The sequence below is a fragment of the Streptomyces drozdowiczii genome (genome assembly GCF_026167665.1).
Lineage (GTDB): Bacteria > Actinomycetota > Actinomycetes > Streptomycetales > Streptomycetaceae > Streptomyces > Streptomyces drozdowiczii_A.
This window is the reverse complement of sequence record NZ_CP098740.1, coordinates 1,971,750-1,995,797: the sequence shown is the minus strand read 5'-3', so window position 1 is coordinate 1,995,797 and position 24,048 is coordinate 1,971,750. Positions and strand designations below refer to the sequence as shown.

Here is a 24,048-nt window from a genome sequence, read left to right as displayed (position 1 = left end):
TCCGCACTCTGGGAAGCGGGGCCCGTGCGCGCGTACGCTCGTGGACCATGGGGGAGTTGAGAGCGGACTGGCGCCTGCGGTTGCGCCGGGACGGCCCGGAAGGGCCGGTGTGCGGAGCCGGGGTGCTGATCACCCAGGACCGGATGCTGACCTGCGCCCACGTCGTCGGGGAGCCCGGCGCCCGGATGTGGGTCGAGTTCGCCGAGAGCCCAGCCATCCCGCCCGTCGCCGCCCGGGTCGCCCCCGACGGCTGGCTCGACGGCCGCGAGGACATCGCCCTCCTCGCCCTGGACAGCCCCCGCCCCCAGGCCGAACCCGCGCCCCTGTCCCGGCACTTGGAACGCGGCGCCGACGTGTGGCTCGGCGGCTACGCGGCGCCCTTCGACGCCGACGGCATGTGGCTCGCCGCACGGATCAGCGGCCTCCACGGCGACTGGGTGCAGCTCGACGCCCGCCGCAACGCGGAGGTGGTGCGCCCCGGCTTCAGCGGCGCCGCCGTCCACACCGGGCGCCGGGGCGAGCGCCCCGAGAGCGTCGTGGGCCTCGTCGTCAGCTGGCGCGGCGACCTGGAGATGGAGCTGCCCACCGAGAACGACCTCGCCTTCTCGTACATGATCCCCGTCGACCGCATCGCGGAACTCGTCCCGCTGGTCGCGGAATTGAGCGGCCCGGACGGCTGGGACCACGCCCTCGCGGCGCGGCTGCGGCGCTGGTTCGCGGGGGCCGACCAGCCCTCGGTGCGCTTCAGCGTCATCCCGGACGGCGGCGGCCGCGACCGCACCCTGCGCCACCAGCTGCACCGCGCCCACCTCGTCCACCGGGGCGGGCGCGGCAGCCCCGACCAGCTGGTGGACACCCTGGTCGCCCAGCTGCGCCCGCCGCTCCACCAGCGCAACCGCTACCGCGACTGGCTCCTCGAAGGCGGCGACGAACCCGAACGCTCCCTCGCCGGACGCCCCGCGGCGGGCCCGGTCCTCGCGGTGGTCGGCCTGGACGAGGAGCCGGACCCGGCGGCGCTCGTCCGCGTCCTCGCCCGGGTGCGCGCCCTCGGCTTCCGGCTGCTGATCGTCGTACGCGGCACGGAGGGCCCGGCGCCCGAGGCGGTCGAACGCGACCTGCTCGTACCGGCGCTGGACGAGCGCGCCGAGGAGCTGCTGAGGCGGGCGGAGCGGATGGAGCGCACCTGGTCCCGCCTGGACGGCCTCACCGACTCCGCCTCGGCGCCCCCGCGCCCCGCCACGGACCCGGCAACGCGCCGGCACCGGCTGGGGGAGCTGCGCGGGCTGCGCGAACCGCACGCCCGGCTGGTGGGGCTGAAGCAGCTGTTACGCGACTTACGCGCCGACCTCGCGGGGGCGCCGGGCCTGCCCGGGCAGCGCACCGGACCCGTGGGCCGCCGATGAGGATTCCCTGCCCGCACCGCCGCTTCACCGGCGGCCCCTGCGCCGGGGCCGTCCAGCCCACCGGCTACTGCGACACCTGCGGCCGCGACGAGACCGCCCCCGGCCTCCCGCCCCTGCCCGCCGCGCCCGAGGACCACGGACCCGCCGGACTCCTCGAACTCCCGCTGCTCGACCCAGGCAGCCCGGCGGAACGGCTGGCCGCCGCCGAGCACCCCGTGCGCATCGTGATGACCTGCTCCGCCAAGTCCTGCGACACCGCCTTTGTCCCGCCGCACACCGTCGCGCCGCCCCGGACGAGGGGTACTGCCCGGTGTGCCGGGCGCCGTACTCGTACCGCCCCGAACTCACCAAGGACGGCCCGCCGCTCCAGGACCAGTACGTCATCCGGGGCCCCATCGCACACGGCGGGCAGGGCTGGGTCTACCTCGCCGAGGACACCCACCTGGAGGACTTCGTCGCCGTCAAGGGCCTCCTCAACCGCTACGCCGAGCGCGGCGCCGCCCAGGCCGGTGAGGAGCGCCGCAGCCTCGTCGCCATCCGGCACGAACGCATCGTCCAGATTCGCGACTTCGTCTCCACCACCAACGCCGACGGCACGGTCTCCGGCGGCTACATCGTCATGGAGGACGTCGGCGACCGCACCCTGTCCGCGCTGGTCGAGTCGGTCCGGCGGGGCGCCTTCGTCCTCGACATCGAGCACGTCGTCACCTACGGCTGCCAGATCCTGGAGGCCCTGTCCCATCTGCACGGGATGGGCTTCCTCTACGGGGACATGAAGCCGTCCAACGTGATCCACCACCTCGACGGCATCAAGGTCATCGACCTCGGGGGCGTCCGCAAGGCGGGCAGCGTCGATCCGCCGCCCGTGACCACCCCGTACTTCGCGGCCCCGGAGACGGACGGCACCCAGCCGCTCACCGTGGCCCACGACGTGCACACGGTCGGCGTCACCCTCGACGAACTGGCCCGCTGGGCGGTCGGCGACGACGTCCCCGGGCTCGGCATCAGCTCCTTCCGGCTCGTCGTGGCGCGGGCCACCGCCGCGGACCCCGAGGAACGCTTCGGCACCGCCGAGGACATGGCCGGGCAGCTGCGCGGGGTGCTGCGCGAGATCCGGGCCCTGCGCGGCAAGCGCGACCAGCCCGAACCCTCCGCCTACTTCACGCCCTCCACCGAACTCCTCGGCGCCCGCCTGGGCTCGGTCCCGGACTACGCGCACTGGCTGCGCCGCCCGCCGCACAGCCGCCGCGAAGCGCCCCCGGCGCCCGCGCTCGACCCGGGGACCCCGACCCCGACCGAGATCGCCCGCCGCCTGCCGGTGCCCCGGCCCTACCCCGGCGACCCGCAGGCCGCCCGCTTCGGCGTCAGCAGCTACGACCCGGGCCAGCCGCTCGCCCAGCCCGCCGAGGGGGAGCGGTCCGTCGAGATCTGCCTCCACAACGCCCGGCTGCTGCTCGGCCAGGAGGGCCCCGAGGCGCTGGCGGCGGCCCACGAGCAGGTCGAGGCGGCGGCGGCGATCCCCGGACCGGGCCCGGTCCGGCAGTGGCGGCTCAGCTGGCACCGCGGCCTGGTCGCCCTGCGCGGCGCGGACGTACGCGAGAAGGAGCGGAAGGCGCTGCTGGAGGCCGCCCACGGCCACTTCTCGGCCGTGCACCGCGCCCTGCCCGGCGAGTACGCGGCGAAGCTGGCCCTCGCCTACTGCGCGGAGCAGGTGGGGCGCGCCCCGGGCCCGTCCGCGTACGAACTGTTCCGCGCGGTCCACGCCCGCAACCCCTCCCACGTCGGCGCTGCCCTCGGCCTCGCCCGGCTCGCCCTGGCCCGGGGCGACCGGACCGCCGCCGTCCGCGTCCTGGACCTGGTCCCCGACGAGTCCCGCGACCACACCGTGGCCCGCGTCGCCGCCCTGCGCATCCGGGCCGCCCGACTGGCCTCCGGCGACCGCCCGCTGCCGGGGCTCGGGGAGATCGACGCGGCGCTGGCCGCGCTGGCCGGCCCGGTCGTCGCGGGCGACGAGGCGGCCTGGCTGCTCCGCACGGAGCTGTACGAGTGGAAACTCGACGCGGTCCGCGCCACGGCCGACCCCCCGCCCCCGCAACGGACATGGCCGCGCAGGAGCCTCCCGCCCCCGCCCGTCCCCGGCGAACGGGAGGTCCGCGCCGAACTGGAGCAGTGCTACCGCTGGCTGGCCCGACAGCGCCGGAGACCGGCGGAGTACGAACGGCTCATCGACCTGTCGCACACGGTGCGCCCGCAGACCCGGTTCTGAGGGGGCGTCGGACCCCGCCCCGCCCGCCCCCACTCCGTACCCCCCTGGAGATCCCCTCATGGCCGCTCCCGACCCGTCGCCGACCGGGCTCGGCTTCGCCGTGTCCGTCGACGTGCGGTGCGACCAGCAGCCGCACCACGACACCCGGATCGACGCCCATGTGCGCGTCAAGGCCATCGGCACCGGGCCCCGGGACCAGCGGCCCGCCACCGAACTCGCCGTCGTCCTCGCGCTGGACGTCGGCCCGGCGCGCCGACAGGACGCCGCCGCCGCGCTCGCCGCCGCCCTGCGCGCACTGCCCGACGGGCTGTCGTTCGCGGTGCTCGGGGGCGCCGGGGACGACGGGCCCGGCCGGTGCTACCCGCTGCGCGGGCCCTGGGCGCTCGCGGACACCGACGAGAAGCGGCGCGCCGCGTTCAGCGTGGGGCGTATCGCGCCGACCCCGGACGAACGGCCGCCGCCCGGGTACGGGTCCTGGCTCACCGCCGCCCGGACGCTCTTCGGCCAACGCCCCCTGCCCGTACGGCACCTGATCCTCGTCACCGACGGCGCCGGGCACGACCCGGCGGGCGAGGCGGACCTCGCGGCCGGGATCGCCGCGTGCCGGGGGGAGTTCAGCGCGGACGTGCTCGCGCTCGGCGTGGACTGGGACCCGGCACCGCTGCTCGCCCTCACCGAAGGGCTGCACGGCACGGCCGACACCGCGCCCGACCGGTTCGCGCCCGCCGTCACCGGGGCGCTGCGGCGGCTGCGCCGGGTCCTGAGCCCCGAACTGCCGGTCACCGTTACCGGCCGCCCCGCCGTGACCGGGGTCGCGCTCAGCGAACGGCAGCCCCGGCAGCACGCCCTCGTACCGGCGACCGCGCCGGAGCACCCGCACCGGTACGACTTCGCCACCCACCAGTGGGAGCCGGGCACCCGGGACTACCTGCTCGCCGTACGCGCGGACGCGAGCGCCGACCCGCTCGGCGTGCTGCTCCAGCTCGCCACGGTCTCCGTCGGCGACGCCACCGCGCCGCTCGTGGTCCGCTGGCTGCCGCCCGGGGTCGCCGTGGGCGCGGGCGGCGGTGGGGGAGGCACGGTCGACGCGATGAACGCCGCGACCCGGATGCGGACCGCGCTCGAACGGGGCTACGCGGCGCTGGACCCGATGAGCCGCGAGGAGGCCGAGCGGCAGTTCGGGCTCGCCGTCCGGCTGGCCCACGAGATCGGCGCCGACTGGGTCCTCACCAAGGTCCGCACCGTGGCCGACATCGTGGACGGGGCGCGGGGCCTGGTCCGCGTCGGCCCCACCGTCGACCGGGGGACCGTGCGCGAGGGGCGGCTCCAGGTCGCCTCCGGCCCCCTGCTCGACCTGCCCGCGCACGCCGAGGGGCCGCCCGGCAAGTGCCCCGGCTGCCGCCACCCCGCCGGACCGGGCGCCCGGTACTGCATCGCCTGCGGGAGGCGCCTGTGAGGCCCCGGCCCACCCACTGGACGCGCGCGTTCCGGGCCCGCCGGTTCAGCGGCTCCCGCACCAGACGGCTGCTCGAACTCCACCTGGCGGTCATCGTGCTCGCCGCGCTCGTCTCGATGACCGCCCTCCTCGTCTCGTACCGGGAGGTCCAGAACGCGGCCGGTGAGATGCGCACCCACGCCGCCCCCGCCGTCCAGGGCGTCTCGGCGACCCAGCTCGCCCTGCTCCGCGCCCACCAGGAGGCCGAGGTCTCCGTGCGCTTCGGGATCGATGAGGTCGTCGGGGCCGGCGCCCGCTACGAGGCCCAGCTCTCCGCCGCCGGCCAGGGCCTGTCCCGGCTCTCCGACGTCCAGATCGACGGCGAGCGCGGCCGGGGCGTCCTGGCGACCGTCACCGGCGTGCTCACCTCGTACAGCGGCTCCATCACGCCCGGGACCGTGAAGTACGTGGACGACGACCTGATGCAGCGCCAGAAGATGAGCGAGGCTGAGCGCCAGCTGAACCGGCCGGGCACCGGCGTCGTGCCCCGCCTCGACGTCCTCCAGGAGCACCAGATGCGCCGGATGACCCGGACCAGCACCCTCGGCCCCCTCCAGGTCACCGGCTGGGCCGTCGCCGAACTGGGCCTCCTCGTCCTCACCCTGACCACCCTCAGCGCGCTGGCGCTGCTGCGCCGCCGCTGCGGGCGCAGCCTGGACCCGTGGCTGCTGCCGACGCTCCTGGTGGCCGTCGCCCTCGCCGTCGTACCGCTGTGGGCGACCGCCGCCACCCAGGAGCGGCTGGACGCGGCGCGCCGGCAGCTGGTCCGGATCGAGGACACCGCGAGCGACCCCCTCGTACGGGCCGGGGACACGGCCCGCGCGCCGGACCGCCTCGCCGACGCCCAGCAGTACGTCACCCGCGCCTCCACCGAACTGCGCGACGGACTGGCCGCCCGCAGCTGGCAGAGCTGGACCTACTACGGCGCGCTCGGCGCGGGCGCCCTGGTCCTCCTGCTGCCGGCCGCCGGGCTCAGCCGCAGGCTCAACGCCGACTACTACTGGAGGGCCGGATGAGACGGCGGTCCCGGGCGCTCCCGCTCGTCCTCGCCCTGCTCCTGACCGCCGCGGGATGCGGCCTCGCGGCCCCCGGCGGCAGCGACGCCGTACCGAGGGTGACGATCCTCGGCCCCTGGACCGACGCGCAGGAACGGCAGTTCAAGGACGTCCTGGACGGCTTCGGCATCCCGTACACCTACCAGGGCACCGCGGCCACCCGCGAGGTGCTGCTCGCCGAGGTGCAGGCCGGCGACCCGCCGGACATCGCGATCCTGCCCGGCGTCGGCGAACTCGTCGAGTACGCCGCCGACAACCGGCTCAAGCCGCTCACGGACCTCTACGACCCCGAGGAGTACGGCAACCCGTGGCTGCCGGAGGCCGAGGGCATAGAGAAGGACCTCTGGGTGCCGCTCAAGGTCGACCTCAAGTCCATCGTCTGGCACCGCGAGGGCGAGACCCCGCCGTCCTCCCCGGCACCCCTGGACGCCTGGTGCGTCGCCATGGGCGACGACGGCTCCTCCGGCTGGCCCGGCAGCGACTGGATCGAGGATCTGCTCCTCCAGCAGGCGGGCCCGGTGCAGTACGCGCGCTGGGCCACCGGCGACCTGCCCTGGACCGCCCCGCACGTCGTCACCGCCTGGACCACCTGGGCGCACCTGCTCGCCCAGGGCTCGCGCGAGGAGCGCCGACGGATCCTGACCAGGGACCACCGCGGCCCGGCCGGCGGACACGGGCTGCTCTTCGACGGCGGCGGGGGCTGCTCCCTGGAACACCAGGGCTCCTTCGCCCGCGCGTTCTACGGGGACCGCAGGTCCGGGGCGTCCTTCACGGACTCGGCACGGCTGCTGCCCGGCGGCTCCTCCACCGTGAAGGCCCACGAGGTGTCGGCGGACTTCGCCGCGCTGTTCGGGGACGGTGAGCGGGCCCGTACGATGATCCGGCGCCTCACGTCCGAGAAGGCCCAGGAGCGGTGGGGCCGCGAGGGCGGGGTCTTTTCGGCCAATTCCGCGGTCCCGGCCCGCGAGGGCGAGGTGGAGCGCGAGGTCGGGCGCCGGCTCACGGACCAGCGGGTGCCGTTGTGCCTGGACGCCTCGGACGTCATGCCGGCGGCGGTGCGGGACGCGTTCTACGAGGCGGTGCTGCTGACCGTGGCGCACCCGGACGAGCCGGTGCTCCCGCGCCTGGAGGACATCCAGAAGGTGCAGGACGCCCAGCTGGCCCGCGTCCCCCGGCTCACCGGGGTGTGCGGCAGGCCACAGTGAACCCTTTGTGGGACCTCCACAAGAGGAACCCGGTACCGGCTGGTACTTCGCCTGCATGAGCCCGGCCTTCTGTCAGGCTCCACCAGTAAACCGGGCAGGAGACTGTACGGAGTCGACGGCAGGATTTTCTTGGCGGGGTTCGTAGGGTCGTTACATGACCGTTGTGGACGAAACCCAGGGCGAGCCGAGCGACACCCGCGGCCGTGTCGCCGAACTGCTGGCGCTGCGCGAGCAGGCCCGGCGCGGACCCAGTGACCGGGCCACCGAGGCACAGCACGCCAAGGGCAAGCTGACCGCCCACGAGCGCATCGAGCTGCTTCTCGACCCGGGTTCCTTCCACGAGGTCGAGCAGCTGCGCCGCCACCGGGCGACGGGTTTCGGCCTGGAGGCGAAGAAGCCGTACACCGACGGCGTCGTCACCGGCTGGGGGACGGTGGAGGGCCGGACGGTCTTCGTGTACGCGCACGACTTCCGGATCTTCGGCGGGGCGCTGGGCGAGGCGCACGCGACGAAGATCCACAAGATCATGGACATGGCCATCTCGGCCGGTGCGCCGCTGGTGTCCCTGAACGACGGCGCGGGCGCCCGTATCCAGGAGGGTGTCTCGGCGCTCGCCGGGTACGGCGGGATCTTCCAGCGCAACACGCGCGCCTCCGGGGTCATCCCGCAGATCAGCGTGATGCTCGGCCCGTGCGCGGGCGGTGCGGCCTACAGCCCCGCCCTCACCGACTTCGTCTTCATGGTCCGTGAGACCTCGCAGATGTTCATCACCGGTCCGGACGTCGTGAAGGCGGTCACCGGCGAGGAGATCACCCAGAACGGCCTGGGCGGCGCGGACGTCCACGCCGAGACCTCGGGCGTCGCGCACTTCGCGTACGACGACGAGGAGACCTGCATCGCCGAGGTCCGGTACCTCATCGGGATGCTGCCCTCCAACAACCGGGAGAACCCGCCCACCGCGGCGAGCGACGACCCGGCGGACCGGCGCGGCGACGCCCTCCTGGACCTGGTCCCGGCCGACGGCAACCGCCCGTACGACATGCACAAGGTCATCGAGGAACTCGTCGACGACGGCGACTACCTGGAGGTCCACGAGCGCTGGGCCCGCAACATCATCTGCGCCCTGGCCCGGATGGACGGCCAGGTCGTCGGCATCGTCGCCAACCAGCCCCAGGCCCTGGCCGGCGTGCTGGACATCGAGGCGTCCGAGAAGGCCGCGCGATTCGTCCAGATGTGTGACGCCTTCAACATCCCCATCATCACTCTTCTGGACGTACCCGGCTTCCTGCCCGGCGTCGATCAGGAGCACGGTGGGATCATCCGGCACGGCGCGAAGCTGCTCTACGCGTACTGCAACGCGACGGTGCCGCGGATCTCCCTGATCCTGCGCAAGGCGTACGGCGGCGCCTACATCGTCATGGACAGCCAGTCCATCGGTGCGGACCTCACCTACGCCTGGCCCACCAACGAGATCGCCGTGATGGGCGCGGAGGGCGCCGCCAACGTCATCTTCCGCCGGCAGATCGCGGAGGCCGAGGACCCCGAGGCCATGCGGACCCGCATGGTCAAGGAGTACAAGACCGAGCTGATGCACCCCTACTACGCCGCCGAGCGCGGCCTGGTCGACGACGTCATCGACCCGGCCGAGACGCGCGAGGTCCTGATCGCCTCGCTCGCGATGCTCCGCACCAAGCACGCCGACCTGCCGGCCCGCAAGCACGGCAACCCGCCGCAGTAGAAGACGGAGACACCACTCATGACCACTGCCACCGCCGAATCCGTGCTGCGCGTCGAGAAGGGCCTCGCGGACCCCGAGGAACTGGCCGCGATCACCGCGGTCCTCCTCGCCCGCGCCGCCGCCCAGCCGGCCGCCGCCCCCACCCGGGTCCGCAACACGGCCGCCTGGCGCCGCCTGGAACGCACCCCGGGCTTCCGCGCCCCGCACAGCTGGCAGGGCTGAGTCAGCCCGCAGGCACAATCCGAGGCCGGGCACGTTCAAGCCCGTCCGGCGATTGAGGACAAGCAAGGCCGCCAGGCCGAGCGGCAAAACGCCGAGGGCCCCGCACTCCAGGAGTGCGGGGCCCTCGGCGTACCAGGAGCACCTACCGCAGGCGCGCCATCAGCGCATGCTCCACCAACGTGATCAACGCACTCTTCGCATCCGCCCGATGCCGCGCATCCGTCGTCAGGATCGGCGTGTCCGGCCCGATCTGAAGCGCTTCGCGCACCTCGTCCGGCGTGTACGGCTGGTGGCCGTCGAAGCCGTTGAGGGCGATGACGAACGGCAGCCCGCTGTTCTCGAAGTAGTCGACCGCCGGGAAGCAGTCCGCGAGACGGCGGGTGTCCACCAGGACGACGGCGCCGATCGCGCCGCGTACCAGGTCGTCCCACATGAACCAGAAGCGGTCCTGGCCCGGCGTACCGAAGAGGTACAGGATCAGGTCCTGGTCCAGGGTGATGCGGCCGAAGTCCATCGCCACCGTCGTGGTGGTCTTGTCCCCCGTGTGCGTCAGGTCGTCGATGCCCGCCGAGGCGGACGTCATCACGGCTTCGGTGCGCAGCGGATTGATCTCCGAGACGGCACCGACAAACGTGGTCTTACCCACGCCGAAGCCCCCTGCCACCACGATCTTCGCCGAGGTAGTGGAGCGGGCCGCTCCGCCGCTAGAGCTTGCGAAGTCCACTGAGCACCCTTTCGAGCAGTGTCACATCTGGCTGGCCGCCGGCGGACTCGTCGCCGCCGGGCTGGTGGATAGCGACGAGTCCCGCCTCGGCCAGGTCGGCTACGAGGATCCGGGCCACGCCGAGGGGGATCGAGAGGAGGGCCGAGATCTCGGCCACCGACTTGATCTCGAAGCACAGCCGGCAGATCCGCTGGTGCTCGGGCAACTGCCCTTGCAGCCGGGACGGATCAGCCGTGGTACTGACCAACGCCTCAATGGCGAGTTGGTAGCGCGGTCGGGTCCGGCCACCTGTCATGGCGTACGGACGGACCAGCGGATTGTGCGCGGCCGGAGCCGCCGGCTCGGGAGCCCGCCGCGGCTGCACCGGCTGGATCCGGGGCTGCTGCTGCGGCGCGTCGAAGCGGTGCGGGCGACGCGGCTGCTGCGGCTGCTGCGCGGGCTGCTGGGGCTCCTGCTGCGGCCAGCCGGGCCCCGACTGGCCGTACTGGCCCTGCCCGTATGGCTGGTAGGGCTGCTGAGGCTGCTGCGCGCCCTGTCTGCCGGGCGCGGAGGGGAAGTTGAAACGATCGTCCCCGTGCTCACCCGGCATGTGCCGGTCACCGTCGTACTGGTGCCCGCCTGGGGGTGTACCCACGATTCCTCCTCCGCCTGCCGGTCCCGATTCCAGTGGACCGCGCCACCGCACCCTATGGCGCGGTGACGCGAAACGCACTGTCTGGTTACTGGATAAGACTAGTTAAGAAGACTTCCCTGGAGTTCGGCACGGAGGTCCGGAGTGAGGACGCTGCCCGCGCGGTCGACCAGAAGGGCCATTTCGTACCCGATGAGGCCGATGTCGGCATCCGGGTGTGCGAGAACGGCCAAGGAGGACCCGTCGGAAACGGACATGATGAAGAGGAATCCTCGCTCCATCTCCACAACCGTCTGATTCACCGCGCCGCCCTCGAAGATCCGCGAGGCACCGGCGGTCAGCGAGGTCAGACCGGAGGCGACCGCCGCCAGCTGGTCCGCGCGGTCCCGCGGGAATCCCTCGGACATCGCCAGCAGGAGTCCGTCGGCGGAGACCACCACCGTGTGCGACACCCCGGGGGTGTTGTCCACGAAGTTGGTGATCAACCAGTTCAGATTCTGCGCCGCCTGGCTCATCGGGCTCACACTAACGCTCCTGGTTGTAGGTAGTACTTGTGTCCGTACCCGCGTTGCGTCCCCGGAGGACACCGCGCCGCAGGTTGCTCAGCCTGCCGCGCACGTCTTCCGGAGCGCGGGAGACCTGGGGGCCGCCCTGCTGGGTCTGTTCGGCGGTGCCCTCGACCAGGTTGGCCTTGGGCACGCGCCGGGGAAGACCGGACGGGGTTATCCCGCCCGCCTTCGGCTCCCGGAGCTTCTCGGCCCGCTCCCAGCGCTCGTCGTTGGCCGAGCGCCAGTCGTCGGAGCCGTCGTTTCCGGCGTTTCCGTCGGGGGCCTGCTGCGCCTGGACCGGCCGCTGCGGCAGTTCTTGCTGCTGCGGACGCTCCTGCGCTCCACCGGACCGGCCGTTCCCGCGGCCCGTGGGCTGCCAGTGCTGCTGGCCGCCCCGGCGCGGCAGACCGGCTTCGGTCAGGTCGTGGCCGGTGTTCGGGACGGGGCCCGAACGCTCGAAGCCTACGCGCTCCCGCGGCTCGGCGGGAGCGCTCACGGCAGATTCCGGTTCCGCCTGGGCGACCGGCTCGAAGCCGCCCTGGTACGTGCCCTGATCTGCCCACTCTTCCTGCTGGGGCTGGGCGGCGTACTGCTCGTCATAGCCCTGCACGGGCGCCTCGGGGGCCGCGTAGGCCGCCTCCGGATAGCCGCCCTGGACGCCGTCGTAGGCGGGCTGGGCGGCATAGCCGTCGGCACCGGCGTACGGGTCGTAGCCGCCCTCGTACTGCTGCGCGGCGTAGGCGTCCTGACCGTTCCCGGCGTAGGCGTCCTGGCCGTACGCGCCCTCGGCGTAGACCTGCTCGGGCCGCGCCTGCTGAGCCGCCTGGTCCGGCTGCTCCGGGAAAGCCTGGCGCTCGCCGCCGGCGGCCTGGGCCTCCAGCGCCGCGCGGCGCTCCTCGCGCATCAGGGAGCGGCCCACCGGGTCGAGCTGCGCGGAGTCCGCGGCGCCCTCGTCGTAACGCGAGTCGTCGAAGCCGAGTTCGGCGGCCGTACGCAGCTGCGGCTGGTGCGGCAGCGCGTCGAACGCCTGCTGCTGCGGGATGATCGAGGAGACCGTGAAGTCGTCCTGCTCCGGCGCGTCGCCGCCGCCACCGTGGGTGATCGCGTCCGGCAGCATGACCAGCGAGGTCGTGCCGGCCTGCTCGCCCGAGGGGCGGAGCTGGACGCGGATGCCGTGCCGGTCGGCGAGCCGGCCGACCACGAACAGGCCCATGCGCTGCGAGACCGCGGCGTCCACCGTCGGCGGGTTGGCCAGCTTGTGGTTGATGTCGGCGAAGTCCTCGGCGGTGAGGCCGATGCCCTTGTCGTGGATCTCGATCATCACGCGGCCGTCGGGCAGCCGGGTCGCGGTGACGCGGACCTTGGTCTGCGGCGAGGAGAACGTCGTGGCGTTCTCCAGCAGCTCGGCCAGCAGGTGCACGAGGTCGGTGACGGACTGGCCGTGGATCTCGGTCTCCGGGACACCGGAGAGCTCGATGCGCTCGTACGACTCCACCTCGGAGGAGGCGGCGCGCAACACGTCCACCAGCGGCACCGGCTGGTTCCAGCGGCGGCCGGGCTCCTCGCCGGCGAGGACGAGCAGGTTCTCGCCGTTGCGCCGCATGCGGGTCGCCAGGTGGTCGAGCCGGAAGAGGCTCTCCAGCTGGTCCGGGTCGGCCTCGTTGTTCTCCAGGTCGGTGATCAGGGTCAGCTGGCCCTCGATGAGCGACTGGTTGCGGCGCGAGAGGTTGGTGAAGATCGCGTTGACGTTGCCCCGGAGCATGGCCTGCTCGGCCGCGAGCCGGACCGCCTCCTGGTGCACCTGGTCGAAGGCGCGGGCGACCTCGCCGATCTCGTCCTGCGAGTTGATCGGGATGGGCTGCACGCGGGTGTCGACCCGGCCCGGGTCGGTGCGCGAGAGCTGGTCGACCAGCGAGGGCAGCCGCTGCTCGGCGATCCCGAAGGCGGCGGTACGCAGTCGGCGCATCGAGCGGCTCATCTGGCGGGCCATGAGCCCGGCCAGGAGGAACGCGGCCAGCAGGGCGACGATGACGATCGAGGCGTTGACGATGGCGTCGGTCCGGGCGTCGGCGGAGATCTCCGCCGCCTCGGTCACGGCCTTCTCGACCAGCTCGTTCTCGACCGTGGTGTAGCCGTCGAACTTGGCGGTGGCGGCGGCCATCCAGGTGTCGGCGGTGATCCCCTTGGCCTTCAGCTCGGCCGGGTCCTTGCCGAGGCCGATCTCCTTGGCCATGCCGTCGTAGACCGAGCCGTCGATGGAGGGCGGCGCCACGAACGGCGCACCGGCCGCGGCGGCCTTCTCCTTGGCCTCCTTCAGCTCGGCCGCGCCCGCTGCCGCCTTGGCCTCCATGACCTTGCGGAGCCGGGCCGCGTCGGCCTCCGTACCGCCGGAGGTGAACTCGCCGAGGGCGATCTGCTCCAGGTAGTTGTACGAGCCGAACGCCTTGACCTGGTCGTTGAACTTGCCGTCCTCCTTGCTGGGACGGACCAGGAGGTGCATGCCGATGGAGCGCTGAAGCGATTCTGCAGCCTTGGCCAGCTCGATCGCGTAGACGGTACGGCCGTAGCTGGTGATGTTGCCGGTGCCGAGGCCCAGTTCGTTGCAGAACTCCATCAGGGAGTGCTGGACCTGGACGTAGCCCTCCTCGGTCTTCACCGGGTCCATGGCCGCGGTATAGGCGGCCTTGCGCAGCTGCGGGAGCTTCGGCTCCTCCAGCTTGAACAGCTTGAGGCGGCGCTGGAGGCCCTGCTTGGCCGGCATGTCCTTGACGGCCTCGGCGAACTTGGCGGCGGCCGCGTCGGTGGTGGCGCGGGTCTGCGAGACGACCTCGTCCTCGCGCTTGTTCGACAGCAGCGGCTGGGCGGTGAGGTCGCGCTCGTTGAGCAGCGCCTGCCCGTACTCGGCGGCGGCCCGCACGATGAGCGCGGTCTTCTCCGCGTCCTGGGCCTCCTGCCAGGTGTTGACCGAGCCCTTCACCTGGAAACCGCCCATGACCAGGCCGACCAGCACCGGGATCAGGAGGATCGCGTTCAGCCGGGTGGGCACCCGCCAGTTGCGCGGCGACAGCCGGCTGGTGCTGCCACCGGCCGGTGCCGCTTCGGACACGTCGGCGGACGGCGCCGCGGCACGCGACGGCGGGGTGAAGTTGCCCCGCTCCGCCTGCGCCGTGGAGCCCTCGTTGTTACGCCTCACTCGACCAACAACCTCTCGGCGTCGGCACCTACGCTGTGCCGGGTTTTGTTCAGGGCCGTACTACTCGGGAGTTGGTCGAATTGCAGCACGGCTGACGGCCGCGTTCCAAACAGTCGGAATGGGCGATTCCGAGTGGCTCACGCCTCAGATAAATCGGGCATAAAGAGCGAGCCCCGCCAAAAGGCGAGGCTCATGTGAGCGCAGCGACACCGCCCGTGCGCATCCGGTGTCGGTCGCGGGGTAATTCTCTGTCGAAACGTTATGAATGCGGGGGCGGATCGTGTCAAAGGACACAGCCCGCCCCCGTGTGACTACGGTAACTGCCGTATGCCACTTCCGACTTGTGACTACTTCAGCCGGGCCATCAGAGCGTGCTCCACCAGCGTGATCAGACCGCTCTTCGCGTCCGCGCGGTGCCGCGCGTCCGTGGTGATGATCGGCGTGTCGGGCCCGATCTGAAGCGCTTCGCGCACCTCGTCCGGGGTGTACGGCTGGTGGCCGTCGAAGCCGTTGAGGGCGATGACGAACGGCAGCCCGCTGTTCTCGAAGTAGTCGACGGCCGGGAAGCAGTCGGCGAGACGGCGGGTGTCCACCAGGACGACGGCGCCGATCGCGCCGCGTACCAGGTCGTCCCACATGAACCAGAAGCGGTCCTGGCCCGGCGTACCGAAGAGGTACAGGATCAGGTCCTGGTCCAGGGTGATGCGGCCGAAGTCCATCGCCACCGTCGTGGTGGTCTTTCCGCCGGTGTGCGTGAGGTCGTCGATGCCCGCCGAGGCGGACGTCATCACGGCTTCGGTGCGCAGCGGATTGATCTCCGAGACGGCACCGACGAACGTGGTCTTGCCCACGCCGAACCCACCGGCCACGACGATCTTCGCCGAGGTGGTGGCCCGGGTCGCCGCGCCGCCGTTAGAGCTTGCGAAGTCCACTGAGCACCCTTTCGAGCAGTGTCACATCCGGCGCGCCGCCGGCCTCTCCATTGCCCGGCTGGTGGATGGCCACCATGCCGGCTTCCGCCAGGTCCGCGACGAGAATCCGCGCCACGCCGAGGGGCATCGACAGCAGGGCCGAGACCTCGGCCACCGACTTGACCTCGCGGCACAGATGGCAGATCCGCTGATGCTCGGGAAGCAGGGTCCCCAGATGCGCGGGATCGGCCGTGGTGCTGACCAGTGCTTCTATCGCTAGCTGATAGCGCGGCCGGGTGCGTCCACCGGTCATGGCGTACGGACGGACCAGCGGCTGGTCGCCCTCACCTTCGTACGACGCGTGGCTGGACGCGCCGTACGGATCGGGTGAGGCGGGTGGCGGGGTCATGAATCCTCCGGGCGTGACAGCAGGGTGTCGGCTTGCCGTCTGAAGGGGCCGGTGGGGGCTGTAAGCGGCCGGACGGTTGAGGGTCGGTTGTCGGGTTGATCGTCTGTGTCACTGGTTCCGGCCGCCTAGTGGAGCAGGCTGCCCTGGAGCTCCGCGCGGAGGTCCGGGGTCAGGACGGTGCCCGCCCGGTCCACCAGCAGGGCCATCTCGTAGCCGACCAGACCGATGTCGGCGTCCGGGTGGGCCAGTACGGCCAGCGAGGAGCCGTCCGAGATGGACATCAGGAACAGGAAGCCCCGCTCCATCTCGACCACGGTCTGGCTGACGGCGCCGCCCTCGAAGATCCGGGAGGCGCCGGCGGTCAGCGAGGTCAGCCCGGACGCGACGGCCGCCAGCTGGTCGGCGCGGTCGCGCGGGAAACCTTCGGACATCGCCAGCAGCAGCCCGTCCGCCGAGACCACCACCGTGTGCGACACCCCTGGGGTGTTGTCCACGAAGTTGGTGATCAGCCAGTTCAGATTCTGTGCGGCCTGACTCATCGGGCTCAACTAACGCTCCTGCTGGTGAGTGGGGCCGAGGGGGAAGCTTCCGGTCTGACCGCTGCCCGCCTGACGCCCCTGCTGGATACCCCGGCGGAGATTGGTCAGACGCCCGCGCACATCATCGGGCGCGCGCGAGACCTGCGGACCGGACTGGTTGTTCTGCTGCTGGGCGGTACCCGGCACCAGGTTGGCGCGCGGGACCCGGCGCGGCAGACCGGAGGTGGTGATACCGCCCGCCGCGGGCTTCTTGACCCGCTCCGCCTGCCGGACGATCTCGTCGTTGGGCGAAGCCCGCCAGGCGCTCTGCGCCCCGCTGTCGCCGAGCGTCCGCTGCGGCGCGGGAGCCACCGGCTCCTGGGCCGCCGGCTGCTGCGGGAAGCCCTGCGCCGGGGCGGCCGGAGGCTGCTGCGGGGCACCCGGCTGCGGACCGCGGAACCAGTTGGTCTCCAGCGTGTCGTACAGCGGGGTGCGGCCGTCGCCGGGCCCGGCCGGCGGCAGCGCCTCGGGCTGCTGCGGCTGCTGCGGCAGGACCGGGCGGTACGGGGCCTCGGGGGCCTGGCCGCCCATGGGCGGACGCGGCGCGCCGAAGTCCTGGTGGTCGCGCTGCCGGGGCGCCGGCTGCTGCGGTCCGCCGAAGTCCGGGCGGGCGAACTGCGAAGTGCTCGTCACGTCCGGGTTCTGCGGGCCGTTGCCGTACGCGCCGTTGTGCTGGGGGCCGTTCGGCTGCGGTACGCCGCGCTGCGGCAGACCGGGCTGCGGTGCGTTGTGCTGCGGTCCGCCGTACTGCGGCGCGTTGCCCTGGGGGGCGTTGTGCTGCGGTGCGTTGTGCTGCGGCAGACCGGGCTGCGGTGCGTTGTGCTGCGGTCCGCCGTACTGCGGCGCGTTGCCCTGGGGGCGTTGTGCTGCGGTGCGTTGTGCTGCGGCAGACCGGGCTGCCGGCCGTTCGGCGCGGGCGCCGAGAAGTCGGGCCGGGCGAACTCCGCCGTGGACCCGGGCCCCTGACGGTCGTCGGCCGGAAGGCGCGGCGCCTGAGGCTGCGGGAAGCGGCCCGTGGTCTCCGACTCCTCGTGACCGCGCGGCGCGTCGAGCGGGGTGCGCCGGGGCGCGGCGGGCTCGTCGGTGCCCCAGCTCGTCGTCTGCGGGCGCTGCGGGGCGGGGAAGCCGCCGCCCTGGCCCGCGTTCGGGCCCTGGTTCGGGGAGCCGCCGGGCAGCTCGGCGCGGGGACCGCCGACCGGCGGCAGCTGACGCTCGCCCTGGCCCGGCTGGTCGAAGCGGGCCTGCTGGGGCTGCGGGGCCTGCGGTGCTCCGGGGCCGTTCTGCTCGGGGCGCCGCTGGTCGAAGAGGCTGGGCCGGTTGCCGTCCGCACCGCCGTCGCCGCGTGCGCCGAGCCGGGCACCGCCGAACGCGCCGGCCAGGCCGCCGCCCTGACGGGGGCCGTCCTGGGCCGGGCGGCCCTGCGGATTCTGGAACGCCGAGTCCTGCGCGCCGGGCCCGCCCTGCGGGTTCTGCGGATTCTGCGGGCGGTTGCCGTCGCGGGCGGGCAGCGCGGCCCGGGGACCGGAGCCGGCGCCGACCTGGCCGCGCTGGGGACCGGGGCCCGCGGCGGGACGCCCCGCCTGGGCGTCGTTGCCGCCGGAGAGCAGGCCGCCGGGGGACTGCTGACCGGGCGCCTGCTTCGGGGCCGGCTGCCGGCCGCCGTGCGCGACGTCCACCGGGAGCATGACCAGCGCGGTGGTACCGCCGGAGTCCGAGGGGCGCAGCTGGATGCGGATGCCGTGGCGCAGGGAGAGCCGGCCGACCACGAACAGGCCCATGCGGCGGGAGACCGAGACGTCCACGGTGGGCGGCGATGCCAGCCGCTCGTTGATCGCCGCCAGGTCCTCCGGGGAGAGCCCGATGCCGGTGTCGTGGATCTCGACCAGCACCCGGCCGTCGGGCAGGGCGTGACCGGTGACCCGGACCTTCGTCTGCGGCGAGGAGAACGAGGTGGCGTTCTCCAGCAGCTCGGCGAGCAGGTGCACGAGGTCGTTGACGACCCGGCCCGCGACCTCGGTGGCGGGTACCGCGGCCAGTTCGATGCGCTCGTACTGCTCCACCTCGGACGCGGCGGCGCGGAGCACGTCGACCAGCGGCACGGGGCGGGTCCACCGGCGGCCCGGCTCCTCACCGGCGAGGACGAGAAGGTTCTCGCCGTTCCGGCGCATACGGGTCGCGAGGTGGTCGAGCTTGAAGAGCGAGGACAGCTGGTCCGGGTCGGCCTCGCGCGACTCCAGCTCGGAGATGAGCGAGAGCTGACGCTGGATGAGGCCCTGCGAGCGGCGCGAGAGGTTGGTGAACATCGCGTTGACGTTGCCCCGCAGAAGGGCCTGCTCGGCGGCGAGACGGACCGCCTCGCGGTGCACGTCGTCGAAGGCCGCGGCCACCTTGCCGATCTCGTCCCGGGAGTGCACACCGACGGACTCGACCGAGGTGTCGACGTCCTGCGGGTCCGACTCGGAGAGCTGCTTGACCAGCTCGGGCAGACGGTCCTGGGCGACGCGGGTCGCGGTGTCCTGGAGCCGGCGCAGCGAGCGGATCATGGACCGGGCGACGACGAAGGCGCCGACCAGCGAGACACCGAGCACCAGCAGGATCAGCGCACCGGAGATGATCGCCTCGCGCTGGGACTCCTCGCGCAGCTCGCGCGCCTTGCCCTCCATGTCGCTGAGGAGGGTCTCCTCGATGCGCTTCATGGTGTTGATCTTGATGGTGTCCTGGTCGTACCAGTTCATGTACGACCGGCGCGCCTTGGAACCGCCCATGGCGAGCGGGTTCTCCAGCAGCTTCTGCGCGTACGTGTTCGCGGCCTTGATGTCCGGGTTGCCCTCGTCCAGCGTCGAGGTCAGCTCCGAGGCGTCGCCGCCGGTGGAGGTGTAGATCGCCTCGAACGACGTGAGGGCCGCCGCCTCCTTGCCCCGCGCGGCCAGGCCGAACTGCTGGTCGTTGCGGTCGAGGTCGGGCTTCTTGTCGTCGCTGGTGGGCAGCGCGGCGGCGATGATCGCGCGCTGGATCGAGGCGTACTCCTTGGCCGAGGAGAACGCCGCCAGCGCACGGGTCCGCTTGATCATCTCGGGGCTGCTGGTCGCCTGGGCCATGTCCTGGGACAGGCTCAGCAGCGAGGTGATCAGCTGGCTGTAGGCGTCGACCGTCTGGAGGGCCGGACTGCCCTTCTCGTACGCGTGCTTGCGGGTGTCGCGGATGGAGCTGAGCCGCGTGGCGATCTGCTGGATGCTGGTGTGGATGCTCTCCAGGGTGTCGTCACCCGTGGTGTCGCCGATCTCGCTCGTGCTCGCGAGGAACGCCAGCTGCGCCCGGTCGGTCTTCTGCCGGGGCGTGGTGATCTTGAAGTCGGACTCGGGCACGTCGTTCGACAGCGGACCCGCCGTCTGGTCGCGCTCCTCCTGGAGCGCCTGCGCCAGCGAGGTCGCCTGCTTCGTCATCTCCGTCAGCAGCTGCATGTGCTCCAGCTGCTGGATGTCGTTCAGGGAGTCGTTGATGCGCAGACCACCCAGCGTGGTCGCCGCGACCACGGGGAGGGCGAGCAGGGAGACCAGGCGCGTGCTGATGCGCCAGTTGCGGAGAGCTACCCGCGAGCCCGTGTTGACAGGGCCCCGGGGCTTCGGCGCGGCGGCCTGCTCGGGCTCGCCGCCGGTCGGAGCGGCGCCGGGGCGCCGGTCGCGGTCACCTTGGTCACCGGCCGCGGCCGATCCGGGGTTCTGGGCGTGCTGGGGCGAGGAACCGCGGTCGGTCCCGCCGCGCGGCTCCTGTTCCGCCGCAGCGCTGCCATCCCTCTTGAAACGTCCCTGCACTAGCGTCGCAACCTCTGGACCAGGCGTTCCTCCGTCGTGAACGGAGAAAACGGTGTCGGCGTGGTGGGGCGTTGTCCCGCCCCATGGTGGTCGTGAGTGACCGGCGCTCTTCCCCTTCCCGCCGCCACTCGGCGCTGCGTTGCGCCCCTGCGCGCCGGCTTGAAACCCGCGGCGGTGCGTGGAATTTCAGCACAGTGCTGGATCTCCAACAAGGGCCAGGTACCGGGCTGTGACCTGCGTGACACCGTGTGATGGATGCGTAACAAGCGGTGGAGGCGGTTCGCGGACAATCCGGACCATTGGGGGTGAGTCCGAACGGGGTGAGGGGTGTCCCAGTCGCCATGATCAGGAGCGGAATGGATGGTTCAGGGGTGACATGTCCGTTTCGAAAGCCCGGATCAGCTGTCCATATTGGGGCGATTATCCCGGTGTTCGTGAGCAAACTCACATGAAGATCGCCGTCTTTTCCGGGCCACCGGAGGGAATTGCATGTTTAGCCTGACGCTTTACTGGGATGGCAGAACCGACAACCGGCGTCCCCTCGTACGGGCGGCGCCCCGACGACAGGGCCGTACGGCAGATGAACACGACGACGCTCCGCCACCTCGCCAACCCCCGCCGCACCACGCTGGCGCACCTCAAGGACGCCGAGGCGCTGAAGACGGCGGAACTCCCGGAGCACGCGGTCCAGCTGCCGACGCAGACCGCCAACCCGCGCCGCACGATCCTGATGACGGCCCCGCCACCGCCCCCGCCGCCGCGGAGTAATCCCGCACGGAACCGCCCCTCACCCGCGCTAGCCTGGAGCGTCAGTCTTTTCCAGGCACCCAGCAAGCAGTGAGGGGCGACAGCAACCCGTGCGCATCGCCAGGTTCTCCATCGACGGCAATGTCGCCTTCGGCGCGGTCGAGGGCGACGGGCCCGACGGTCTCGTCCTCGACATCATCAAGGGCATCCCGTACTCCGAGTTCGAGCTCTCCGGGACCAAGGTCCCGCTGAACAAGGTGCGGCTGCTGCCGCCCGTGCTCCCCAACAAGGTCGTGGCCATCGGCCGCAACTACGCGGAGCACGCCGCCGAACTCGGCAACGAGGTCCCCGACGTCCCCGTCGCCTTCTTCAAGCCCACCACCTCGGTGATCGGCTCCGGCGACGCCATCGAGTACCCCTCCTTCTCCGACGAGGTCCACCACGAGGCCGAGCTGGCCGTGGTCATCGGCCGGATGTGCCGCGAAGTGCCGCGCGAGCGGGTCAAGGACGTCATCTTCGGCTACACCTGTGCCAACGACGTCACCGCCCGCGACGCCCAGAAGCGGGAGAAGCAGTGGGCCCGGGCCAAGGGCTTCGACACCTCCTGCCCCCTCGGCCCCTGGGTGGAGACCGACCTCGACCCCACCGACCTCGCCATCCAGGCCACGGTCAACGGCGAGCAACGCCAGCTCGGCCGGACGAGCGACATGATCCGGTCCATCGAGGACCTGGTCGTCCACATCACGGAAGCCATGACGCTGCTTCCGGGCGATGTGATCCTCACCGGCACTCCCGCGGGGGTCGGACCCCTCCATGTCGGCGACGAGGTCGCCGTCACCATCGAAGGCATCGGCACTCTCACCAACAAGGTGATCAAGCGTGGCTAACGCACCAGTACGTGTACGTTTCTGTCCCTCCCCGACCGGCAACCCGCACGTCGGCCTGGTCCGGACGGCCCTCTTCAACTGGGCCTTCGCCCGGCACCACCAGGGCACCCTGGTCTTCCGCATCGAGGACACCGACGCGGCGCGCGACTCCGAGGAGTCGTACGAGCAGCTTCTCGACGCGATGCGCTGGCTCGGCCTGGACTGGGACGAGGGCCCCGAGATCGGCGGCCCGCACGCCCCGTACCGCCAGTCCCAGCGGATGGACCTCTACAAGGACGTCGCGGAGAAGCTGCTCGCCGGCGGTTACGCGTACCACTGCTACTGCACCACGGAGGAGCTGGACACCCGCCGCGACGCCGCCCGCGCCGCCGGCCGCCCGTCCGGCTACGACGGCCACTGCCGCGAGCTGACCGACGAGCAGAAGGCCGCGTACGAGGCCGAGGGCCGCACGTCGATCGTCCGCTTCCGGATGCCCGACGAGGCGATCACCTTCACGGACCTGGTCCGCGGCGACATCACCGTCCAGCCGGAGAACGTCCCGGACTACGGCATCGTCCGCGCCAACGGCGCCCCGCTCTACACGCTGGTCAACCCGGTGGACGACGCGCTGATGGAGATCACCCACGTCCTGCGCGGCGAGGACCTGCTCTCCTCCACCCCGCGCCAGATCGCCCTGTACCGGGCGCTCATCGAGCTGGGCATCGCCAAGGACACCCCCGCCTTCGGGCACCTGCCGTACGTGATGGGCGAGGGCAACAAGAAGCTCTCCAAGCGCGACCCGCAGGCTTCGCTCAACCTCTACCGCGAGCGCGGCTTCGTCCGCGAGGGGCTGCTCAACTACCTCTCGCTGCTGGGCTGGTCGATCGCCGAGGACCGCGACATCTTCGACATCGACGAGATGGTCGCCGCCTTCGACATCAAGGACGTCAACGCCAACCCGGCCCGCTTCGACCTCAAGAAGTGCGAGCACATCAACGCGGAGCACATCCGCCGCCTCGATGTGAAGACCTTCACCGAGGCGTGCGGCCCGTGGCTCCGGGCGCCGTTCGCCCCCTGGGCCCCGGAGTCCTTCGACGCGGCGGTCTTCGCCGAGATCGCCCCGCACGCCCAGACCCGGGTGACGGTGCTCTCCGAGATCACCGCCAACGTGGACTTCCTGTTCCTGGACGAGCCGGTGCACGACGAGGCGTCGTGGAACAAGGCGATGAAGGAGGGCTCCGACGCCCTCCTTGTCACCGCCCGCGCCCAGCTCATCGCCGCCGACTGGAATGCCGACGCCCTGAAGGCCGCCGTCCTCGCCGCCGGCGAGCAGCACGGCCTCAAGCTCGGCAAGGCCCAGGCCCCGGTCCGCGTGGCCGTCACCGGCCGCACGATCGGCCTTCCCCTCTTCGAGTCCCTGGAGATCCTGGGCCGCGAGAAGACGATCGCCCGCATCGACGCGGCCCTGGCCAAGCTGACCGCGTAACGCTCGACCGACGCACGGGACGGGCCCGGCAGCCGCACAGCGCGGCCGCCGGGCCCGTCCCGCTGTGCGGAGGGCCGCCGGAGCCATCGCCGCCGACCGCGTGGGCGATACCCGTTTTGGAGCGTCGGACACCTTCGGGTAATGTTCTTTCTGCGCCGCCCGAGCGGGCCGAAAGATCCGGCGGGAAGCGCAGACAGAAACAAGACCCCCAGGGGTTGCGTTTCAGTGGGCTATGGTGTAATTGGCAACACTACGGTTTCTGGTACCGTCATTCTAGGTTCGAGTCCTGGTAGCCCAGCGCAGTACAGAGCAAGTTGCAGGACAAGCCCCCGTTGTGTAGCGGCCTAGCACGCTGCCCTCTCACGGCAGTAGCGCCGGTTCGAATCCGGTCGGGGGTACAGATCCTTCCCGCGAGATCATCTGGGTCGCACCCACGGTCTCGATGCAGGATCGCTAGGGCCCCCGTTGTGTAGCGGCCTAGCACGCTGCCCTCTCACGGCAGTAGCGCCGGTTCGAATCCGGTCGGGGGTACTTGCAACACCATGGGCTATGGTGTAATTGGCAACACTACGGTTTCTGGTACCGTCATTCTAGGTTCGAGTCCTGGTAGCCCAGCGCAGTACAGAGCAAGTTGTAGGACAAGCCCCCGTTGTGTAGCGGCCTAGCACGCTGCCCTCTCACGGCAGTAGCGCCGGTTCGAATCCGGTCGGGGGTACCACAGGCAAGAGGCGAAGGCCCTTCACTCCGGTGAAGGGCCTT

16 protein-coding genes, 5 tRNA genes and 2 pseudogenes are annotated in these 24,048 nt (G+C 72.0%); 15 read left to right on the top strand and 8 right to left on the bottom strand.

The window, feature by feature from the left end:
- The first annotated feature begins 47 nt into the window (after positions 1–47).
- From NEH16_RS08850 to NEH16_RS08820, 7 genes and pseudogenes are all read left to right on the top strand, one after another.
- Complete coding sequence (locus NEH16_RS08850; protein ID WP_265540851.1) at positions 48–1,403, top strand: S1 family peptidase; 1,356 nt, start codon at positions 48–50, stop codon at positions 1,401–1,403.
- A pseudogene (locus tag NEH16_RS08845) lies at positions 1,400–3,669 on the top strand (tetratricopeptide repeat protein). The gene NEH16_RS08850 and the pseudogene NEH16_RS08845 overlap by 4 nt, the downstream one beginning before the upstream one ends.
- Before the next feature lie 58 nt (positions 3,670–3,727).
- Positions 3,728–5,125 carry a hypothetical protein gene (locus tag NEH16_RS08840; protein WP_265540849.1) on the top strand — a complete coding sequence of 466 codons (1,398 nt, stop codon included), beginning with the start codon at positions 3,728–3,730 and terminating at the stop codon, positions 5,123–5,125.
- On the top strand, positions 5,122–6,180 hold the full coding sequence (locus tag NEH16_RS08835) for a hypothetical protein (protein ID WP_265540844.1): 1,059 nt from the start codon (positions 5,122–5,124) through the stop codon (positions 6,178–6,180). Before NEH16_RS08840 ends, NEH16_RS08835 begins: the two co-directional genes overlap by 4 nt.
- Positions 6,177–7,424 (top strand): carbohydrate ABC transporter substrate-binding protein, encoded by a 1,248-nt coding sequence (locus NEH16_RS08830; protein WP_265540842.1) that lies wholly within the window; start codon positions 6,177–6,179, stop codon positions 7,422–7,424. The genes NEH16_RS08835 and NEH16_RS08830 overlap by 4 nt, the downstream gene beginning before the upstream one ends.
- Positions 7,425–7,578: 154 nt before the next feature.
- A complete protein-coding gene (locus NEH16_RS08825; RefSeq protein WP_073963765.1) occupies positions 7,579–9,162 on the top strand; it encodes an acyl-CoA carboxylase subunit beta in 1,584 nt (527 codons plus the stop codon).
- Between the two features lie 18 nt (positions 9,163–9,180).
- Positions 9,181–9,384, top strand: a complete 204-nt coding sequence (locus tag NEH16_RS08820; protein ID WP_073963764.1) for an acyl-CoA carboxylase subunit epsilon — start codon at positions 9,181–9,183, stop codon at positions 9,382–9,384.
- A 142-nt stretch (positions 9,385–9,526) separates the two neighbouring features.
- On the opposite strand, the gene NEH16_RS08815 is transcribed toward NEH16_RS08820, so the two are convergent.
- From NEH16_RS08815 to NEH16_RS08780, 8 genes and pseudogenes are all read right to left on the bottom strand, one after another.
- On the bottom strand, positions 9,527–10,108 hold the full coding sequence (locus tag NEH16_RS08815) for a GTP-binding protein (protein WP_014048542.1): 582 nt from the start codon (positions 10,106–10,108) through the stop codon (positions 9,527–9,529).
- Positions 10,089–10,742: a DUF742 domain-containing protein gene (locus NEH16_RS08810; RefSeq protein WP_265540834.1), complete on the bottom strand. Its 654-nt coding sequence runs from the start codon at positions 10,740–10,742 to the stop codon at positions 10,089–10,091. Before NEH16_RS08810 ends, NEH16_RS08815 begins: the two co-directional genes overlap by 20 nt.
- A 98-nt stretch (positions 10,743–10,840) precedes the next feature.
- Positions 10,841–11,254 (bottom strand): roadblock/LC7 domain-containing protein, encoded by a 414-nt coding sequence (locus NEH16_RS08805; RefSeq protein ID WP_018102439.1) that lies wholly within the window; start codon positions 11,252–11,254, stop codon positions 10,841–10,843.
- Between the two features lie 10 nt (positions 11,255–11,264).
- Positions 11,265–14,480: a sensor histidine kinase gene (locus NEH16_RS08800; RefSeq protein WP_265540832.1), complete on the bottom strand. Its 3,216-nt coding sequence runs from the start codon at positions 14,478–14,480 to the stop codon at positions 11,265–11,267.
- Between the two features lie 347 nt (positions 14,481–14,827).
- A complete protein-coding gene (locus tag NEH16_RS08795; RefSeq protein ID WP_028444348.1) occupies positions 14,828–15,412 on the bottom strand; it encodes a GTP-binding protein in 585 nt (194 codons plus the stop codon).
- Positions 15,393–15,800 carry a DUF742 domain-containing protein gene (locus tag NEH16_RS08790; RefSeq protein WP_018521347.1) on the bottom strand — a complete coding sequence of 136 codons (408 nt, stop codon included), beginning with the start codon at positions 15,798–15,800 and terminating at the stop codon, positions 15,393–15,395. Before NEH16_RS08790 ends, NEH16_RS08795 begins: the two co-directional genes overlap by 20 nt.
- Before the next feature lie 125 nt (positions 15,801–15,925).
- On the bottom strand, positions 15,926–16,339 hold the full coding sequence (locus tag NEH16_RS08785; protein ID WP_006127850.1) for a roadblock/LC7 domain-containing protein: 414 nt from the start codon (positions 16,337–16,339) through the stop codon (positions 15,926–15,928).
- Positions 16,340–16,348: 9 nt separating this feature from the next.
- Positions 16,349–20,190 (bottom strand): annotated as a pseudogene (locus tag NEH16_RS08780) (nitrate- and nitrite sensing domain-containing protein).
- Between the two features lie 514 nt (positions 20,191–20,704).
- On the opposite strand from NEH16_RS08780, the gene NEH16_RS08775 reads away from it, so the two are divergent.
- The 8 genes from NEH16_RS08775 to NEH16_RS08740 all read left to right on the top strand — a co-directional run bounded on the left by NEH16_RS08775 (position 20,705) and on the right by NEH16_RS08740 (position 24,007).
- Positions 20,705–21,031 (top strand): hypothetical protein, encoded by a 327-nt coding sequence (locus tag NEH16_RS08775; protein WP_430523786.1) that lies wholly within the window; start codon positions 20,705–20,707, stop codon positions 21,029–21,031.
- Between the two features lie 16 nt (positions 21,032–21,047).
- Complete coding sequence (locus NEH16_RS08770; protein WP_018521350.1) at positions 21,048–21,824, top strand: fumarylacetoacetate hydrolase family protein; 777 nt, start codon at positions 21,048–21,050, stop codon at positions 21,822–21,824.
- On the top strand, positions 21,817–23,289 hold the full coding sequence (gltX, locus tag NEH16_RS08765) for a glutamate--tRNA ligase (protein ID WP_265540810.1): 1,473 nt from the start codon (positions 21,817–21,819) through the stop codon (positions 23,287–23,289). The genes NEH16_RS08770 and gltX overlap by 8 nt, the downstream gene beginning before the upstream one ends.
- Positions 23,290–23,515: 226 nt before the next feature.
- A tRNA-Gln gene (locus NEH16_RS08760) sits at positions 23,516–23,587 on the top strand.
- Between the two features lie 27 nt (positions 23,588–23,614).
- A tRNA-Glu gene (locus tag NEH16_RS08755) sits at positions 23,615–23,687 on the top strand.
- Between the two features lie 60 nt (positions 23,688–23,747).
- Positions 23,748–23,820 (top strand) — tRNA-Glu (locus NEH16_RS08750).
- Positions 23,821–23,832: 12 nt separating this feature from the next.
- A tRNA-Gln gene (locus tag NEH16_RS08745) sits at positions 23,833–23,904 on the top strand.
- A 27-nt stretch (positions 23,905–23,931) separates the two neighbouring features.
- Positions 23,932–24,007 (top strand) — tRNA-Glu (locus tag NEH16_RS08740).
- Positions 24,008–24,048 lie beyond the last annotated feature (41 nt).

Excerpts from the sequence above, each read along its gene's own strand:
- NEH16_RS08850 (WP_265540851.1), top strand. The coding sequence starts at position 48 with ATGGGGGAGTTGAGAGCGGACTGGCGCCTGCGGTTGCGCCGGGACGGC.
- NEH16_RS08840 (WP_265540849.1), top strand. The coding sequence starts at position 3,728 with ATGGCCGCTCCCGACCCGTCGCCGACCGGGCTCGGCTTCGCCGTGTCC.
- NEH16_RS08830 (WP_265540842.1), top strand. The coding sequence starts at position 6,177 with ATGAGACGGCGGTCCCGGGCGCTCCCGCTCGTCCTCGCCCTGCTCCTG.
- NEH16_RS08825 (WP_073963765.1), top strand. The coding sequence starts at position 7,579 with ATGACCGTTGTGGACGAAACCCAGGGCGAGCCGAGCGACACCCGCGGC.
- NEH16_RS08820 (WP_073963764.1), top strand. The coding sequence starts at position 9,181 with ATGACCACTGCCACCGCCGAATCCGTGCTGCGCGTCGAGAAGGGCCTC.
- NEH16_RS08805 (WP_018102439.1), bottom strand. The coding sequence starts at position 11,254 with ATGAGCCAGGCGGCGCAGAATCTGAACTGGTTGATCACCAACTTCGTG.
- NEH16_RS08790 (WP_018521347.1), bottom strand. The coding sequence starts at position 15,800 with ATGACCCCGCCACCCGCCTCACCCGATCCGTACGGCGCGTCCAGCCAC.
- NEH16_RS08785 (WP_006127850.1), bottom strand. The coding sequence starts at position 16,339 with ATGAGTCAGGCCGCACAGAATCTGAACTGGCTGATCACCAACTTCGTG.
- NEH16_RS08775 (WP_430523786.1), top strand. The coding sequence starts at position 20,705 with ATGGCAGAACCGACAACCGGCGTCCCCTCGTACGGGCGGCGCCCCGAC.